Origin of the sequence: Pseudomonas phenolilytica (assembly GCF_021432765.1) — a bacterium.
Classification (GTDB): Bacteria; Pseudomonadota; Gammaproteobacteria; order Pseudomonadales; family Pseudomonadaceae; genus Stutzerimonas; species Stutzerimonas phenolilytica.
In genome coordinates this window covers 3,322,134-3,339,096 of sequence record NZ_CP058908.1, presented here as the reverse complement: position 1 = coordinate 3,339,096, position 16,963 = coordinate 3,322,134, and the positions used below count along the sequence as shown (strand labels likewise).

12 protein-coding genes are annotated in these 16,963 nt (G+C 63.4%); 4 read left to right on the top strand and 8 right to left on the bottom strand.

The window, feature by feature from the left end:
- The first annotated feature begins 7 nt into the window (after positions 1 to 7).
- Entirely contained in the window at positions 8 to 2,962 is a 2,955-nt protein-coding gene (locus HU825_RS15850; protein ID WP_234302439.1) for a response regulator, read from the top strand.
- A gap of 177 nt (positions 2,963 to 3,139) precedes the next feature.
- Here HU825_RS15850 and HU825_RS15845 read toward each other — a convergent pair whose 3' ends face one another.
- On the bottom strand, positions 3,140 to 4,138 hold the full coding sequence (locus tag HU825_RS15845) for a YeiH family protein (RefSeq protein WP_234302438.1): 999 nt from the start codon (positions 4,136 to 4,138) through the stop codon (positions 3,140 to 3,142).
- Positions 4,139 to 4,238: 100 nt separating this feature from the next.
- Between HU825_RS15845 and HU825_RS15840 the strand changes: the two genes are divergently transcribed.
- The gene (locus HU825_RS15840) at positions 4,239 to 5,183 is read left to right on the top strand and encodes a LysR family transcriptional regulator (protein ID WP_234302437.1); all 945 of its coding nucleotides are present in this window, start codon (positions 4,239 to 4,241) and stop codon (positions 5,181 to 5,183) included.
- 131 nt (positions 5,184 to 5,314) lie between these two features.
- Here the strand turns inward: HU825_RS15840 and HU825_RS15835 are convergent, their stop codons facing one another.
- Together HU825_RS15835 and HU825_RS15830 are read right to left on the bottom strand one after the other, a co-directional pair.
- Positions 5,315 to 5,500 carry a RidA family protein gene (locus HU825_RS15835; protein ID WP_052079046.1) on the bottom strand — a complete coding sequence of 62 codons (186 nt, stop codon included), beginning with the start codon at positions 5,498 to 5,500 and terminating at the stop codon, positions 5,315 to 5,317.
- 110 nt (positions 5,501 to 5,610) lie between these two features.
- Positions 5,611 to 5,751: a hypothetical protein gene (locus tag HU825_RS15830; RefSeq protein ID WP_234302436.1), complete on the bottom strand. Its 141-nt coding sequence runs from the start codon at positions 5,749 to 5,751 to the stop codon at positions 5,611 to 5,613.
- A gap of 436 nt (positions 5,752 to 6,187) precedes the next feature.
- On the opposite strand from HU825_RS15830, the gene HU825_RS15825 reads away from it, so the two are divergent.
- Both HU825_RS15825 and HU825_RS15820 read left to right on the top strand, forming a co-directional pair.
- Entirely contained in the window at positions 6,188 to 7,195 is a 1,008-nt protein-coding gene (locus tag HU825_RS15825; RefSeq protein WP_102828302.1) for a TerC family protein, read from the top strand.
- Positions 7,196 to 7,355: 160 nt separating this feature from the next.
- Positions 7,356 to 8,402, top strand: coding sequence for a threonine aldolase family protein (locus tag HU825_RS15820; protein ID WP_234302435.1), 1,047 nt, complete (start codon positions 7,356 to 7,358; stop codon positions 8,400 to 8,402).
- A gap of 63 nt (positions 8,403 to 8,465) precedes the next feature.
- Here HU825_RS15820 and HU825_RS15815 read toward each other — a convergent pair whose 3' ends face one another.
- The 5 genes from HU825_RS15815 to HU825_RS15795 all read right to left on the bottom strand — a co-directional run bounded on the left by HU825_RS15815 (position 8,466) and on the right by HU825_RS15795 (position 16,938).
- A complete protein-coding gene (locus HU825_RS15815) occupies positions 8,466 to 9,476 on the bottom strand; it encodes an ornithine carbamoyltransferase (protein ID WP_234302434.1) in 1,011 nt (336 codons plus the stop codon).
- Between the two features lie 12 nt (positions 9,477 to 9,488).
- A complete protein-coding gene (gene arcA, locus HU825_RS15810) occupies positions 9,489 to 10,745 on the bottom strand; it encodes an arginine deiminase (RefSeq protein ID WP_234302433.1) in 1,257 nt (418 codons plus the stop codon).
- 52 nt (positions 10,746 to 10,797) lie between these two features.
- Positions 10,798 to 12,225: an arginine-ornithine antiporter gene (gene arcD / locus HU825_RS15805; RefSeq protein WP_234302432.1), complete on the bottom strand. Its 1,428-nt coding sequence runs from the start codon at positions 12,223 to 12,225 to the stop codon at positions 10,798 to 10,800.
- Positions 12,226 to 12,394: 169 nt separating this feature from the next.
- Positions 12,395 to 13,801, bottom strand: a complete 1,407-nt coding sequence (locus tag HU825_RS15800; protein WP_234303414.1) for an efflux transporter outer membrane subunit — start codon at positions 13,799 to 13,801, stop codon at positions 12,395 to 12,397.
- Positions 13,802 to 13,806: 5 nt separating this feature from the next.
- Positions 13,807 to 16,938 (bottom strand): efflux RND transporter permease subunit, encoded by a 3,132-nt coding sequence (locus HU825_RS15795; RefSeq protein ID WP_054093113.1) that lies wholly within the window; start codon positions 16,936 to 16,938, stop codon positions 13,807 to 13,809.
- Positions 16,939 to 16,963: the final 25 nt, after the last annotated feature.

Sequence of the window (16,963 nt, the reverse complement as noted above, 5' to 3'; positions counted from 1 at the left end):
GTAAGGCATGACGAGGTTACGCCGACTGCTCGCCCCGACCAGTGCTTGCCTGCTGTTGGTGTTGCTCACCATCGCGGCGTTACAAACCGTGCGTAGCAAGGTGGCAGCTAATAACGCCGCCCAGCTCGGCAAGCAGATGGTTGTGATAAAGGACCTGTTGCTGCACTGGCAACACCGTCACCTGATGGCCGTTCGCGGAATGGCGGAGCTGCATGACGTTCAGGCCTGGGCGGCTCAGCCGCGGGACACGGATGCCAGCATCGATACCTATCTGGCCGAACACCTGCGCGCGCTGTATCTGGCGCAGGGGTATGTGGGGCACGTGCTATTCGATGGCGACCTGCAGGTAATAAGTGACAGCAACCAGACCCAACGGCGCACCTTTATGCTGCCGGAGCCGGCCCGCGACACGCTGCTGCGCAGCCAACGCGAAGGTGGATCAATTTCGCGACCGTTCCCGGCACCGGTGCCGTTGCTGAATTCTGAGCGGATCCTGCCGGCAGGCACGCGCATGCAGATGGCGTGTGCTCGAATCGGGGCTGACCGTGCCGAGCAGATTCGCCCGCCCGTGCTATGCCTGCGCCTGGCGCCGGATAACGAACTGAGTGCATTGCTAGCGAGGTTGGAGGGGCCCCAGACCCGGGTGTTCGCAGTGGATGGCGAGGGTGCGCGACTCACATCGCTTTCGAGTCCTGGGGACGTCGAGCACTTATCGACCGGTCTCCCGATTGCCCCCGACCAAGGCTCGGTCAGCTATTCCGAGGGCTACCGTGATCGTGACGGCACCCAGGTTGCGGGCGCGGCGCTCTGGCTGGATGAACTCGATCTGGGACTGGTCATCGAACATGACCTGCTGCCGCTGTATGGCGCGTATCAACTTGGGCGCAATCTGATTCTGACCTTGTGCGCGACGGCCGTCGCTCTGGTGATCTGGCTGACGTTGCGAACCCGACGTGATCGACGCTACCTCGCCGAGCGCGAGTCGCTATATCGCCAGGTGCTTGACCACTTGCCACTTATGGTCCGCATACGTGATCCGGAAGGGTGTGTGAAGCTCGAGAACGCGGCTGTACGAGGTTCCGATGTCGAGGGCTGGGGCCGTCTCGATCTGTGCGGTGGCAACCTGAACCGCGAGCTGCCTCCGTTAAGCCAGCTGGTATGGGAAGCGCAGCTGGAAACCTTGCGCACGGGCATTTCGCAGGAGCGCCAGTTCGTGTCGAGGGGGGCGGACGAAAAACAGGCGGATTTTCGTGCCTACCGCCTCATCGCTTTCCCGATCCTCGACAACAAGGGTGCGCTTCGCGCATTAGGCAGCCTCGCCATCGAGGAAACCAATCAGGCTCGCGATCGGCTCGCCTTGCGCGAACTGGCGGCCAATCTGGAAAGACAGGTAAAGGAGCGCACCGCCGAGCTGAGGGCCGCTAAAGAGCAGGCCGAGTCGGCAGCTCAGGCCAAGGCAAATTTTCTTGCCAATATGAGTCACGAGATTCGTTCGCCGCTCAATGCCGTGGTCGGTCTTGCGCATCTGGCCCGGCGAAACAATCGCGAAGCAAAGACGAATGTTTACCTGGACAAGATTCTCAAGTCAGCGGAGCACCTGCAGGACGTTGTTGGCGACATCCTTGATTTCAGCAAGATCGAAGCTGGTGAGATGCAAGTCGAACGCGTGCCGTTTGCGTTACGCAGATTACTGGACAGCGTCGTAGATATCGTCTGGGAGCGGGCCAGCGGGAAGCCCATTCGGCTGATCGTAGATGTCGATCCGAAGTTGCCTGGCTGGTTCAAGGGTGATCCGCTGCGCATCGCCCAAGTCCTCATTAACTTCATGGACAACGCAATAAAATTCACGGACCGCGGCTGCATTTCCCTGCGGGTCTATCTAGAGGAGATTCGAGCCACAGAGTGCGGGCTGTGCTTCGAGGTGCAGGACACAGGCATAGGCATGCCCGCAGAGCGACTGGACGAAATGTTCAGGCCGTTCCAGCAGATGGATGACTCAATCACTCGTCGCTACGGTGGAACCGGCCTGGGTTTGGCAATCTGTTCGCAACTGGCTGGACTGTTGGGTGGACAGGTCATCGCGCGAAGCGAGCCGAACATGGGCAGTTTGTTCGGGCTTCGGCTCGGGTTGGAAATCGTCCCCGATACCGTTGACGATGAGGAAGAGAACTTTCACTCAGGTGGCAGTTTTTCTCTTTCCGGCAGGCGGGTACTGCTCGTTGACGATGATCCGCTGAATAGAGACGTTGCCCACGAGCATCTCACCTCACTTGGGCTGGATGTCCTGATGGCGACAAATGGTGCGGAAGCCCTGCAGTGCCTTGCATTGGAGAAGGAGATCGATCTACTGCTTCTAGACGTCCACATGCCGGTCATGGATGGTTTGGAGACGGTGAAGAGGCTTCGGCCCGACTACCCCGGTTTGCCCGTCATTGCCCTGACAGCCAGCAATCTGGCCGTAGAGCGTGAACGATGCCTGGCAGCAGGTATGAGTGATTTTCTCGCCAAGCCAATTGATCCTAGACATTTGGAGGCAATGCTCGAACGCTGGCTGTGCCGCTCATTAGAGAGGCAAACCCCCAGGGGTAACTTGTTGTGCCATGCGTGCCTCCCCACCATCGAAGGATTGGATCAGCACGCTGCATTGGATCGTTTGCTAAACAACCACGAGCTTTACATCAGCTTGCTCAGGCGTTTCGTCGGTGATTACTCATCCGTAGCCAGCGACCTGGCTGGCGATCTGTCGTATGGCCGAAAAGAAGAGGCTCAGGAGAACCTTCATCGATTCAAATCGATCGCAGGAGCTATCGGTGCCGACAAACTTCAGATATTCAGCACGGAGCTGGAGAGCTGTCTGCGAGACGAACTTGACTACGACGTGGCTCTTGTCCGTTTCAATGACGAATTCGACCGACTTTTTCGTGCTGTAAGGGAAGGGCTCCAATCAGCAGCCCATCCGTGAACGAATCAAGTCATCGAACCGCTGCAATTTGAGCGGACATCCGCTCTTGGGGGATTCCGCCAAGTTCCCACCCCGCGCCGCGACGATCCGTGAACCGCCCCGGTTTTCTCGCGGGCGGTGGGGGGCGGGATTTAGCTGCCAGCACAGCCCAGCCGAGTCCGTTGAGATTCCGTCCCGTCACAAAAAGCTGAGGAGCCTCACCGCCACCAGCCCGCCCGTCGTGAGAAGAACGAACAGACACAGCGCTAGAGCGAATGGTTTGATGCCCAGTGCGGCCAGCTTGTCGAGGCGTGTCTCGTACCCCAAAGCCGACATGGCCATGGTCAGAGCGACCTGCCCCGTCAACACGAGTCCACCGTGTAGCGAGGCCGGTAGGCGCACCGCGCTGTTGAAGCCGACCATGGCCAGAAAGCCGAGTGCGAACCAGGGAATCGTTAAGCTGCCACGCTCGGTGCGAACTGCATCGGTACGCCGTCGTATCCACCACTGACCGATCAGCAGCAGGAAGGGGACCAGTAGCATCACGCGCACCAGCTTGACGATCACGGCAGTGGCCAGCGCGTTCGGCCCGACCGCATCACCCGTGGCAACCACTTGTGCCACTTCGTGAATCGTGGCGCCTATGTACACTCCAAACTGGTCTTCGCTCATGCCCGTATGCGGGTAGAGCAACGGATAAACGAGCATGGCCAGTGAGCCGAATAGCACTACGGTTGCCACCGCCATGGACGTCGCAGCGGGGCGCGCACGAATCGCCGCTTCGGTCGCCAGGACTGCAGCCGCCCCGCAGATCGCGCTGCCGGCACAGGTGAGCAGCGTGGTCTCGCGATCGATTCCGAACACTCGGGTGCCTAGCTGATACCCAACCAGCACGACAGTCCCGATTACGAGGACGTCCAGCAATAGAATCGACGGCCCAAGCGCCGCGATCTGCTGCAGGGTCAGCGAGAGGCCGAACAGCACGATGCCGCCTCGCAGCAGCCAGCGTGTCGCGAAACATACGCCCGGCCGTACCGCCGGCGCCATGCGTTCGAAACCCGGCAGGTTACCGGCGATCAGCCCGAGCAAAAGCGCAAAGACCAAGGGGCTGAACCCGGTCTCGTGCAGAACTGGTATCGATTTCAGGCCATAGCCGGCTACCGTCAGAAACCCACAGAGCATTAGCCCTTGCCACATAGCCGCTCTCCTTTTGGCGCTTGTCGGTGGCCTAGGTTAGGTGCAAGGTAAGGGGGCTGTGAAAACGGTTATAACGATATAACTATTCGGAAAAGGCGCTATGCACCCGGGAATCAGCTTTCGCCAGCTACAAGTCTTCGTGGCTGTGACCCGCGCTGGCACGGTCGGCGCGGCTGCAAGGGGGCTGAGCCTGTCGCAGTCGGCCACCAGCCAGTCGCTGGCTGACCTGGAGAAGCATCTGGGCGTGCCACTTTTCGAACGGGTTGGCAAACGTCTGCAGCTGAACGAGCTGGGCAGTCGGCTGCTACCGAAGGCCGAACACTTGCTGCATGATCTGAACGCCTTCATCGACGCCGCACGCGAGCCGGATGGCGAACTGCAGGGAACGCTGACCGTTGCGGCCAGTGCGACCATCGGAACCTACCTGCTGCCGGAGTTGGCAGGGCGATTCAGCGAGCAGCATCCTGCGGTAGACCTGCAGGTACGGCTTCGCAATACCGGCGAGGTGATCGCCGACCTGTTGCGCCTCGAGGCTGACCTCGGTTTGATTGAAGGGCAGTGCTGCGACCCCAAGCTCAAGTCCGAATTCTGGCGGCATGACGAGATGGTAGTGGTCTGCAATCCGGCTCACCCCCTCGCGTCGCGAGGTCGGCTGTCTCACGCGGACATTCCGATGGAGAACTGGATCCTCCGTGAGCCCGGCTCCGGTTCGCGAGCGGTGTTCGAGGCGGCCGTCCGCCCGCTCGCTCAACGCATCAGGGTGCGAATGGAGCTGAGTCAGCATGAGGCGATCAAGCAAGCGGTGCGTGCCGGCTTCGGGCTGGGCTGCCTGTCGCGGCTGAGCGTCGCCGGTGAGCTGGGGCGTGGTGAACTGGTTGCACTGGCGACCGATCTGCCACTGAGCCGTACGTTCTCGCTTGTCTGGCACCCTGATCGCTATCGCAGCCCGCTTTGGCAGGCTTTCAAAGTGTTTTTGCAGGAAGAGCGTTTGGGCGGCCCGCGTTCGGCTACGAACGCTAAAGTCGACGTTCGCAACGAGGGCTGAAGGCGGCGGCTCCGTATCGCCGAGCCCGTGGTTGGGCAGCTTGGCCGCTCCCCTGGCTGACCTTCGCCGCTGCACCGGCTCGCGCCAGCGGTGCCTCGCTATTGGTTTGGGGAGCCAGCAGGTTCGAGCGACTAGCGGTCCGCCTGCCGCGGGCGGGCCGCGATGGCCTCGATCTCGAACAGCAGCCCCGGCAACGCCAGGGCGCTGACCTGTACGATGGAATCGGCCGGGTAGGGCGGGCGGAAGAAGCGCTTGCGCAGCGCGACGACGTCGGGAAAGCAGGCCATGTCGGTGACGAAGAGGGTGACCTTGAGCACGGCGCCATCGCCTTGCGGTCGACGTTGGCGAAGTACTTCTGGGCGGCCAGTTCGATCAGCTCATCACGGGTTAGCTGGGACATGATTTCCTTCCTCTCTTGTTCTTGTTGTCAGCGGGTGAATGCGTGGTAGGCGGCGTCGTTGGGATTTTCCGGCGCCGGATGGGCCTTGCGGCTGGGCTTCAGGCCCAGGGTCAGCATCAGCTCGCAGACCATAGGGATCGGGATGATGATTTTTATACGATTCGTCATTGCGCCTCCTCGCTATTTCATTCAACGGTCCTCTGACCTGAACTAGCAAGGAGCATGCCAACTATTAACTTATTGATTTTAAAGACAAATTCTGAGTTCTTCGGATTTCAATTTGAAAGGAAACGGCGCAGGTTGAAATCGCAGCGTGACCGGTGCGTCAGGTTGCGAATCGCCTCGTGATCGTGGCGCCGATTCCGGGGGGAGGGGTGGCCGATCGATTGATACCGACCTGTCTCCAGCGAAAAGTGCCCTCCGTGAGCGCCGGTCAGGGCGTTCAGATGTGGCAAAACATGAGAAATACTTCGCAATACCTCGCGCTTGTGGCGTGACGCTTCGCCTCACTAGAGTAGCGGGGTGACACCGGGCCCCTCTGGCGGTTTCGTACCGCGATGTCGGAGTCACAGTCGTTTTGACTATGACTGAAAGGAGGGGCTCGATGACTGCCCTAGAACCGTTTCTCCTTGCCGAATTTCTCGGCACGGCCACTTGGCTGTGGCTGGTTTTCATCGCCGTTGTGGTGTCGCTGCTCGCCTTCGATCTGGGAGTCCTTCACCGGGACAATCACGAAATCGGCGTGCGCGAGAGCCTGCTGCTGTCGGCGGGCTACATCAGCGCCGGTCTGCTGTTCGGCCTGTGGGTGTATTTCCAGAAGGGCAGCGATGCCAGCATGGATTACCTGACCGGCTTCCTCATCGAGAAATCGCTGTCGATGGACAACGTCTTTCTCATGGCCACCATCTTCGGCTTCCTCGCGATTCCGCGGCAGTACCAGCACAAGGTGCTGTTCTGGGGAATCATGGGCGTGCTCGTGCTGCGGGCGTTGATGATCGGTCTGGGCGCGACCCTGATTCACGAATTCAGCTGGATTCTCTACGTGTTCGGGCTCTTCCTCGCCGTGACCGGCCTGAAGATGCTGTTCAGCAAGGTTGATGATCACCCTGATCTCGAGCGCAACCTGCTGGTCAGGTTCCTGCGCAAGCATCTGCGGGTCACGAACACACTGCACGAGCAGCGCTTCTTCGTGCGTCAGCCCGACGCGACGGGCAAGCCCGTACTGTGGGCGACGCCGCTGTTCCTCGCGCTGATCCTGATCGAGTGTGCCGACCTGGTCTTCGCGGTCGACAGCGTCCCGGCGATTTTCGCCATTACCCAGGATCCGTTCATCGTCTATACGTCGAACATTTTCGCCATCCTCGGGCTTCGGGCGCTCTATTTCGCGCTCGCCGCCATGATCCATCGCTTTGCGTATTTGAAGTACGCACTGGCGCTGGTACTGGTGTTCATCGGCGCGAAGATCTTCCTGGTGGGCATCATCGGCAAGATCCCGTCGGTCATCTCCTTGAGCGTGACCGTGGCATTGCTGGCCGGGGGCGTCATCGTGTCGATGTACAAGACCCGGAACGTGCAGCCCGGTGGCACGGCGGCTGACGAAGGAGAGCGCTGAGCACGACGGCGGGCAACAATGCGTGGCGCGGGCGTGTACTAGCGTCTGGCCGGAACGCTTTCGCTGCCCGCGAAGTCTTCACTGCGAGAGTCGGCTCGCGGGGTTCTACAATCGAACCTACTGCCTCAACCGCCCCGCAGCGTCATATGACGAGGATGTGATGACAATCGCCAATCAGCAATTCGCCAGCGACAACTATTCCGGCATCTGCCCAGAAGCCTGGGAGGCCATGGCCCGCGCAAACCAGGGCCACGAAAGGGCCTACGGCGACGACCAGTGGACCACGCGCGCGGCCGATCACTTTCGCCAGCTGTTCGAAACCGACTGCGAGGTGTTCTTCGCCTTCAACGGCACGGCGGCCAATTCCCTGGCGTTGTCGTCGCTTTGCCAGAGTTACCACAGCGTGATCTGCGGTGACATCGCTCATATCGAAACCGACGAATGCGGTGCCCCGGAGTTCTTCTCGAACGGCTCCAAGCTGCTGCTGGCCCCGACGGAGCAGGGCAAGCTGACGCCTGCAGCGATTCGCGGGGTCGCGCTCAAGCGCAAGGACATCCATTACCCCAAGCCCCGCGTGGTGAGCCTGACCCAGGCCACCGAAGTCGGCACCGTCTACCAGCCCGACGAGCTGCGTGCGATCAGCGCGACCTGCCGGGAGCTCGGGCTGCACCTGCACATGGATGGCGCGCGCTTCGCCAACGCCTGCGCGCACCTGGGCCTGTCGCCGGCGGAGCTCAGCTGGAAAGTTGGCGTCGACGTGCTCTGCTTCGGTGGCACCAAGAACGGCATGGCGGTAGGCGACGCCATCCTGTTTTTCAATCGCGAACTGGCGACCGATTTCGAGTACCGCTGCAAGCAGGCCGGTCAGCTCGCCTCCAAGATGCGTTTTCTTTCGGCGCCCTGGGTTGGCCTGTTGGAAAACGGCGCCTGGCTGAAATACGCCGCCCACGCCAACCGCTGTGCCCGGCTGCTGGCCGAGCTGATACAGGACCTGCCGGGCGTCGAGCTGATGTTTCCGGTGCAGGCCAACGGCGTCTTCGTCAGCCTGCCGCCAACCGCGCTGGACGCGCTGAGAAGCCGCGGCTGGATGTTCTACACCTTCATCGGGGTCGGCGGCGCGCGGTTCATGTGCTCGTGGGACACCAGCGAAGCCCGCGTGCGGCAGCTGGCCGATGACATTCGCGCGGCGGTAACCGGCGCCCTGTAGGCGCAGCGACCGGTGCATCGAGCGGGCAGCGCCTAGGGGCAGCGCCCGTTGCGCTGAGGATGTTCAGATACCGCCGAGCGTGGCTACCAGTACCGCCTTGATGGTGTGCATGCGGTTCTCGGCCTGGTCGAAGACGATGCTCGCCGGCGACTCGAACACCTCGCCGGTGACTTCGATCCCGCCGGCCAGCTCGGGATGATGCTCGGCGATCTCCTTGCCGACCTTGGTCTCGGCGTTGTGGAACGCCGGCAGGCAGTGCATGAACTTCACCCGCGGATTGCCGGCGGCCTGCATCAGCGCCGCGTTGACCTGATAGGGCAGCAGCAGGGCGATGCGCTCGCCCCAGGCCGCGACCGGCTCGCCCATCGACACCCAGACATCGGTGTGGATGAAGTCGACGTCGCGGACCGCTTCGCGCGGGTCCTCGGTCAGTGTCAGCTGCGCGCCGGACTGCGCGGCGAAGGTGCGACAGGCGGCCAGGTGTTCTTCATGCGGCCAGAGCGCCTTGGGCGCGCCGATGCGCACGTCCATGCCCAGCTTGGCGCCGACCAGCAGCAGCGAATTGCCCATGTTGTTGCGCGCATCGCCGACATAGGCGTAGCGGATCTGGTGCAGCGGCTGGTCGCTGTGCTCGCGCATGGTCAGCACGTCGGCGAGCATCTGGGTGGGGTGGTACTCGTCGGTCAGGCCGTTGAACACCGGCACGCCGGAAAACTGCGCAAGCTCCTCGACCACATGCTGGCTGAAACCACGGTATTCGATGGCGTCGTACATGCGCCCGAGCACGCGGGCGGTGTCCTTCATGGTTTCCTTGTGGCCGATTTGCGAAGACGTTGGGTCGATGTAGGTGACGTTGGCGCCCTGGTCGTAGGCGGCGACCTCGAAGGCGCAGCGGGTGCGGGTCGAGGTCTTCTCGAAGATCAGCGCGATGTTCTTGCCCTTGAGGTGTTGGTGCTCGGTACCGCTGTACTTGGCGTGCTTGAGATCGCGCGCCAGATCGAGCAGGTAGCGCAGCTCGCGCTCGCTGTGGTGGGTGAGGCTGAGCAGGTGCCGGTTGTGCAGGTTGAAGGCCATCGGGTTGCCTCCTCAATAGTCGACCGGATCGCGGATGATCGGGCAGGTCATGCAGTGGCCGCCGCCACGGCCGCGGCCCAGTTCGCTGGCATCGATGGTGATGACCTCGACGCCGGCCTTGCGCAGCAGGGTGTTGGTATAGGTGTTGCGGTCGTAACCGATGACCACGCCGGGCTCAAGCGCGACCACGTTGTTGCCGTCGTCCCACTGCTCGCGCTCAGCTTCGTAGCTGTCGCCGCCGGTTGCCACGGTGCGTAGCTTTTGGATGCCGAGGGCTTCGGCGACCACCTCGAGAAAGCTCTTTTCTTCGCGGCGCACGTCGATCCCGCCGGATCTGCTCTCGTCCGGGCGCAGGCTGAAGGGGGTGATCGTCTGCACCGCTTCGGGGTAGATGGTCACCAGATCGCGATCGCAGAAGCTGAACACGGTATCCAGGTGCATGGCGGCGCGGCTTACCGGCAGCCCGGCGACAATCACTCGCTCGGCGGCGCCCTGCTGGAACAGCGATTGCGCCAGCTGGCCGATGGCCTGGCGCGAGGAGCGCTCGCCCATGCCGATCAGCACCACGCCATTGCCCAGCGGCATCACGTCGCCGCCCTCGAGTGTGGCGAGGCCGTGATCCTGCTCCGGGTCGCCGTACCAGACCTGGAAATCCGCATGGGCGAAGGTTGGGTGAAAGCGGTAGATGGCGGCGGCGAGCAGCGTTTCCTGCCGGCGCGCAGTCCAGTGCATCGGGTTGAGCGTCACGCCGCCATAGATCCAGCACGTGGTGTCACGGGTGAACAGGGTGTTTGGCAGTGGCGGCAGGATGAAGCTCGAGTGGCCCAGGTAGTCGCGAAACATCTTCACGATCTCGCCGCTCTGCGTCCCGTGCAGGTCGTCGGCACAGACGCCGCCGATCAGGTATTCGGCCAGCCGGCGTGGCTCCAGCTCTTCCATCCAGGCGCGCACCTCGTGATGCAGGCCGAGCCCGATCAGATTGGGCGTCAGCTTGCGGTCGAGCAGCCAGCGCTTGGCGTCGGCGTTGTGCAGGGTTTCGGTGAGCAGGTTGTGCATTTCCAGCACCTCGACGCCGCGCTCGCGCATCTTGGTGACGAAGTCGAAATGGTCACGCTTGGCCTGGCTGACCCACAGCACATCGTCGAACAGCAGTTCGTCGCAGTTGGATGGCGTGAGACGTTGATGGGCCAGGCCCGGCGAGCAGACCAGCACCTGGCGCAGCTTGCCGACTTCCGAGTGCACGCCCAGGGGGGCGGTGGGAATAGCCATGAGGAAATCTCCTGTCATGCCCCTGGCCTTGCCCGACGGCAGGCCAGGCCGATCAAAGGGTCAGGAAGCCGTCATACAGGCCGTAGGCGGCGATCACTGCACCGATCAGCACGCCAGCGAAGATCAGCTTTTCCAGCAAGGTGAACACCGACTGGCCGCACTCACGTCTGGCCCTGGCGAACAGCAACGCGCCAGGGGCATAGAGCAGGGCCGACAACAGCAGGTACTGAACGCCACCGGCATATAGCAGCCACGCGGCGTAGAGCAACGCAACCAGGGCGATCAGCAGGTCCTTGCGGCGCGCGCCCGGTTCGTTCTCATAGGTTTCGCCGCGCCAGCTCACCAGCACCGCATAGGCGGCCGACCAGAAGTAGGGCACCAGGATCATCGACGTCGCCAGGTACAGCAGGTGGAGGTAGGTGGCGTCGTTGAACAGGGTGATCACCAGCATTAGCTGGATCAGCCCGTTGGACAGCCACAGCGCGTTGCTCGGGACTTGCCGGGCGTTCTCTTTGCGCAGGAACGCCGGCATGGTGTGATCCCGGGCGCCGGCGAAGAGGATCTCGGCGCAAAGCAGCGTCCAGGCCAGCAGGCCGCCGAGCAACGAGACGATCAGGCCGACGCTGACCAGCAAGGCCCCCCAGCGCCCGACCACATGCTCCAGCACGCCGGCCATCGACGGGTTCTTCAACGCCGCCAGTTCCGGCTGGCTCATGATGCCCATCGAAAGCACGTTCACCAGCACCAGCAGAAGCAGCACGCCATAGAAGCCGATCACCGTCGCCTTGCCGATGTCCCGGCGATCCTGCGCCCGTGCCGAGTAGATGTTGGCGCCTTCGATACCGATGAATACCCAGACGGTGACCAGCATCATTCCGCGCACCTGGTTCATGACGCTGCCCAGTTCCAGGTTGCCTTTGCCCCAGAAGTCGGCGACGAAGATGTCGAACCTGAAGGCCAGCGCAGCGAGCACGATGAACAGCACCAGCGGTACGACCTTGGCGATGGTGGTGATCAGGTTGAGGAAGGCGGCCTCGCGGATGCCGCGCAGCACCAGGAAGTGGATGGCCCAGAGCAGCACGGACGCACAGGCGATCGCCGGCCCGGTATTACCCTCGCCGAAGGCCGGGAAGAACAGCCCGAGGGTGCTGAACAACAGGACCATGTAACTGACGTTGCCGATCCAGGCGCTGATCCAGTAACCCCAGGCCGACGAAAAGCCCATGTAGTCGCCGAAGCCTGCCTTGGCGTAGGCATAGACGCCGGTATCCAGCTCGGGTTTACGGTTCGCCAGCGTCTGGAACACCAGCGCCAGCGTGAGCATGCCGACCCCGGTGATGCCCCAGCCGATCAGCACGGCGCCGGCGCTGGCGCTGGCCGCCATGTTCTGCGGCAGCGAAAAGATGCCGCCGCCGATCATCGAGCCGACCACGAGTGCAATCAGAGCACTCAGGCGCAGCTTTTGCGCAGATTGAGACATTCGAAAACGCTCCCTATCGTCGATTCCCAGCTATCAAGCGCTTGTATCGCGGCGTCAGGCATGACCTGAGTCAGCGTTTCGGCGGTTCGCTGAGTATCGACCACAAAGCGCGTTTCATCCTGTTCGCCTCAGTGCGGGCGATGCTTTCCGCGAAGTGCTGAAGCAACCCTCACCGATTCGCGAACGGCGTGCCGTTGCTCCAGCCGCCGCCCAGGCTGCGGAACAGATCGACAAGGGCGATCTGTCGTCGTGTGCTGGTCTCGATGTAATCGGACTCATTGGTGAAGTGGCTACGCTGCGCATCGAGGTAGCGCAGGTGGCTATCCACGCCGCCCTCGTAGCGCGCCTTGGCGAGCTTCAGCGTCGCGCTGCTGGTGTTGGCCAGGTTCCGCCGTGCGGTTTCCTCGCGACGCAGGGTGTCGGTGGCGCTCAGTGCATCAGCCACTTCGCGGAAGGCGGTCTGGATGGTGCCTTCGTAAGCCGCGACGGCCGAGTCCTTGCGCACCTTGGCCAGATCCAGGTTGGCGCTGTTGCGCCCGGCATCGAAGATCGGCAGCGACAGCGTCGGTACGAAGCTCCAGGCGCGCGAACCGCCATCGAACAGCCCGGAGATTTCCGCGCTGGCCGTGCCGAAGCTGCCGGTCAGGCTGATGCGCGGAAAGAACGCCGCGCGGGCCGCACCGATGTCGGCGTTGCGCGCCTTGAGCCGATGTTCGGCAGCGAGAATGTCCGGGCGGCGTTCGATCAGTTCGGACGGGGTGCCCGGCGCGATGTCCTGAATCAGCATGGGCTTGTCCTGCGGTGCCTGCGGGACGTGCTGGGCTGCGTCCGCGGTGCCGAGCAGCAGCACCAGGGCGTTGAGCGCCTGCTGCTTCTGCCGCGCGTTGCTTTCCAGCTCGGCGCGGGCCTGCTCGACCAGCCCGAGCGCTTCCTGATAGTCCAGTGCGGTAGCCGCGCCGGCGGTGCGCCGCTGGCTGATCAGGCCCAGCGAGTTTTCGCGGCTGGCCAGGGTCTGCTCGGTGAGCAACAGGCGCCGTTGGGCGCCGTCGTAGGTGAGATACGCCTGGCTGACTTCGGCGATCAACGCGATGCGCGCGCTGCGGCCGGCTTCCTCGGTAGAGAGGTACTGCTCCAGCGCCGCGTCGGTCAGGTTCTTCACCCGGCCGAACAGGTCCAGCTCGTACTCGGGCAGCGATAGGCCGACCTGATAGCTGCTGCTGACGCCCGAGCTGCCGCTGTTCGACAGATCCGCCGGCAACCGTTGGCGATTGCCATTGGCGGAGCCATTCAGGCCGGGTACGCGGTCGGCGCGCTGGATGCGGTACTGGGCGCGCGCCTGCTCGATGTCCAGCAGGGTCTGGCGCAGCGAGCGATTGTTGTCCAGGGCAATGCTCACCAGCTGGCGCAAGTCAGGGTCGACGATGAAGCGCTGCCACTCCAGGCTGGCCGCTGCCGTACCCGTCTGGGTGGTGGCGCTCCAGCTCTGTGCCACCGGCGCTTGGGGATGTTCGTAGCTGGGCGCCAGCGAGCAGCCGGACAGGGCCAGGGCCAGCAGCATGAGGGCAGGTTTGCGCAGGGCGGTCATTGCGCGGTCTCCGAGGGTTGATGCGCAGTTTTGGGCTGGCGACGCAGCAGCGACAGCAGCCAGACGAAGCAGACGGGCACGAAGATCACCCCCAGCAGGGTGGCGCTGAGCATGCCGCCGATGACTCCGGTGCCGATGGCGCGCTGACTGGCCGCGCCGGCGCCGCTGGCGATCACCAGCGGTACCACGCCGAGAATGAACGCCATGGAAGTCATGATGATCGGGCGAAAGCGCAGGCGTGCGGCCTGGATGGCGGCGTCGCGCAGGCTGTGGCCCTGTTCCCAGAGCTCCTTGGCGAACTCGACGATGAGGATCGCATTCTTCGCCGCCAGGCCGATGATGGTGATCAGGCCGACCTTGAAGTACACGTCGTTGGGCAGTCCGGTGGCTGTCACCGCGAGCACCGCGCCGAGGGCGCCGATCGGCACGATGAGCATCACCGCCAGCGGGATTGCCCAGCTCTCGTAGAGCGCTACCAGCAGCAGGAACACCACCAGGATCGCCAGCGCGAACAGTTGGCTGGCCTGGCCGCTGGCCACCTTCTCCTGGTAGGAGAGGCCGGTCCATTCGTAGCCGATGCCGGTTGGCAGCTCGGCGGCCAGGCGCTGCATCTCGGCCATCGCTTCGCCGGTACTGACGCCGGGCGCGGCGTCGCCGGAAATGCGGATCGACGGGTAGCCGTTGTAGCGCGCCAGCTGCACCGGGCCTTCTTCCCAGCCGGTGCTGACGAAGGCGGACAGCGGCACCAGCTCGCCGGAACTGTTGGGTACGTAGAGCTTGAGCACGGCTTCGGGCGTCATCCGGTCGCCCTGTTCGGCCTGCACCACCACGCGTTGCTGGCGGCCGGCGTTGGCGAAGTCGTTGATCACCGAGGAGCCGAACGCGGTGGACAGCGCGCTGCTGATGGACTCGAAACTGACACCCAGCGTGCGCGCCTTTTCCCGGTCGATCTTGAGGCGCAGCTGCGGCGCCTCGGCGAGGCCTTCCATCATGGCGTAGAGAATCTTCGGGTTGCCGTTGGCCTGGCCGAGCAGCTGGTCGCGGGCCGCCAGCAACGCCTCGCGGCCGAGACCGGCGCGATCCTGCAGGCGCAGCGAGAAGCCGCCAGAGTTGCCCAGGCCGTCGATTGGTGGCGGCGTCACGGCCATGATCGCGCCATCGCTGATGCCGGCGAAGCGCTCATTCACTGCGGCTGTTTCCGCTTCGGCGGATTGCGATTGATCGCGCACCGACCAGTCTTTCAAGGTCGGAAAGGCCAGCGCGGCATTCTCGCCCATGCCGGAAAAACTGAAGCCCATCACCAGGAAGGACGACGCCACCGCCTCGCGCGATTGCAGGAATTGCTCCAGCTGCTGGCCGGTGACATCGGTGCGCGCGCGGGTGGCGCCCGGCGGCAGCTGGATGTCGACGATCATGTAGCCCTGGTCCTCCACCGGCACGAAGGATTCCGGCAGGCGCAGGTAGCTGTAGCCGAGCAGCGCGACGATGCCGGCATAGATCAGCATGTAGCGTCCGGCGCGCCGCGCCAGCGCACCATTCAGCCGGGTATAGCGCTCGGTCAGGCGAGCGAAGCCCCGGTTGAAGGCACCGAAGAAGCCGCGTTTTTCGTGGTGTCCCTCGGGGATCGGCTTGAGCAGCGTGGCGCACAGGGCCGGGGTGAAGGTCAGGGCGAGAAAGCCCGAGAACAGGATCGACACCGCCAGCGACAGCGAGAACTGCTGGTAGATCACCCCGACGGAGCCGGCCATGAACGCCAGCGGCAGGAACACCGCCGAGAGCACCAGCGTGATACCGATGATCGCGCCGGATACCTGGCCCATCGCCTTGACCGTGGCGGCGGGCGGGGAGAGGCCTTCCTCGGCCATGATCCGCTCGACGTTCTCCACCACCACGATGGCGTCGTCCACCAGGATGCCGATGGCCAGCACCATGCCGAACATGGTCATCATGTTCACCGAGAAGCCCAGCAGGTACATCATCGTCAGCGTGCCCAGCAGGCACACCGGCACCACGATCGCCGGGATCAGCGTGTAGCGCACGTTCTGCAGGAACAGGAACATCACCAGGAATACCAGCACCATGGCTTCGATCAGCGTGTGGATGACCTTCTCGATGGCCACGCCGACGAAGCGCGAAGTGTCGTAGGGCACCGAGTACTCGACGTCGTCGGGGAAGTTGGCTGACAGCTCGTCCAGCCGCTGTTTCACCAGCGCGGCGGTCTGCAGCGCGTTGGCGCCGGGCGAGAGCTGGATGGCGCCGGCCACGGTGGGCTTGCCATCCAGACGTGCGGTGAAGTTGTAGCTTTCGCTGCCCACCTCCAGGCGCGCGACGTCGGCCAGCTTCACGGCAGAACCGTCCGGATTGGCGCGCAGGACGATGCGGCCGAACTCGTCCGGGTCATCCAGGGTGCCTTTCACGGCGAGGGTGGCGGTCAGCTCCTGCTCGCTGCTGCCGGGAGAGGCGCCGAAGCTGCCGGCCGGCACCTGCACGTTCTGCCCGCGGATGGCGTTGCTCACGTCATCGATGGACAGGCCGTAGCCGACCAGCTTCTGCGGATCGATCCACACGCGCATGGCGGCTTCGGAGGAGAAGAACTGCAGCTTGCCGACGCCGGACACTCGGCGCAGCTCGTTGTTGATGTTGCGCGCCGCGTAGTCACCAAGGGCGGTGGTGTCGCTGCGCTGTGCGCCTTCCTTGTAGCTGAGCGCGTAGATCAGCAGGAAGCCGGCGCTGGTCTGCTCGACTTCCAGTCCCTGCGTGAGCACGGCCTGCGGCATGCGCGCCTCGGCCTTCTTCAGGCGGTTCTGCACGTCGACCTGGGCCAGTTCCGGGTTGGTGCCGGGCTGGAAGGTGACCACCACCTCGGCCATGCCGTTGGAGTTGCTGGTGGACTCAAAGTAGAGCAGGCCCTTGGCGCCGTTGAGCTCCTCCTCGATCACGCTGGTGACCGAATCGACCAACACCTGCGCCGAGGCGCCGGGGTAGGTGGCGGTGACGGTGATCTGCGGCGGCGCCACGCTGGGGTACTGGGAGACTGGCAGCAGGGGAATCGCCAGCAGACCGGCCAGGGTAATGAACAGCGCCACCACCCACGCGAAGTTGGGACGCTTGATGAAGAACAGTGACATGTGAAATTCCTCGCGGAGGCTTCGC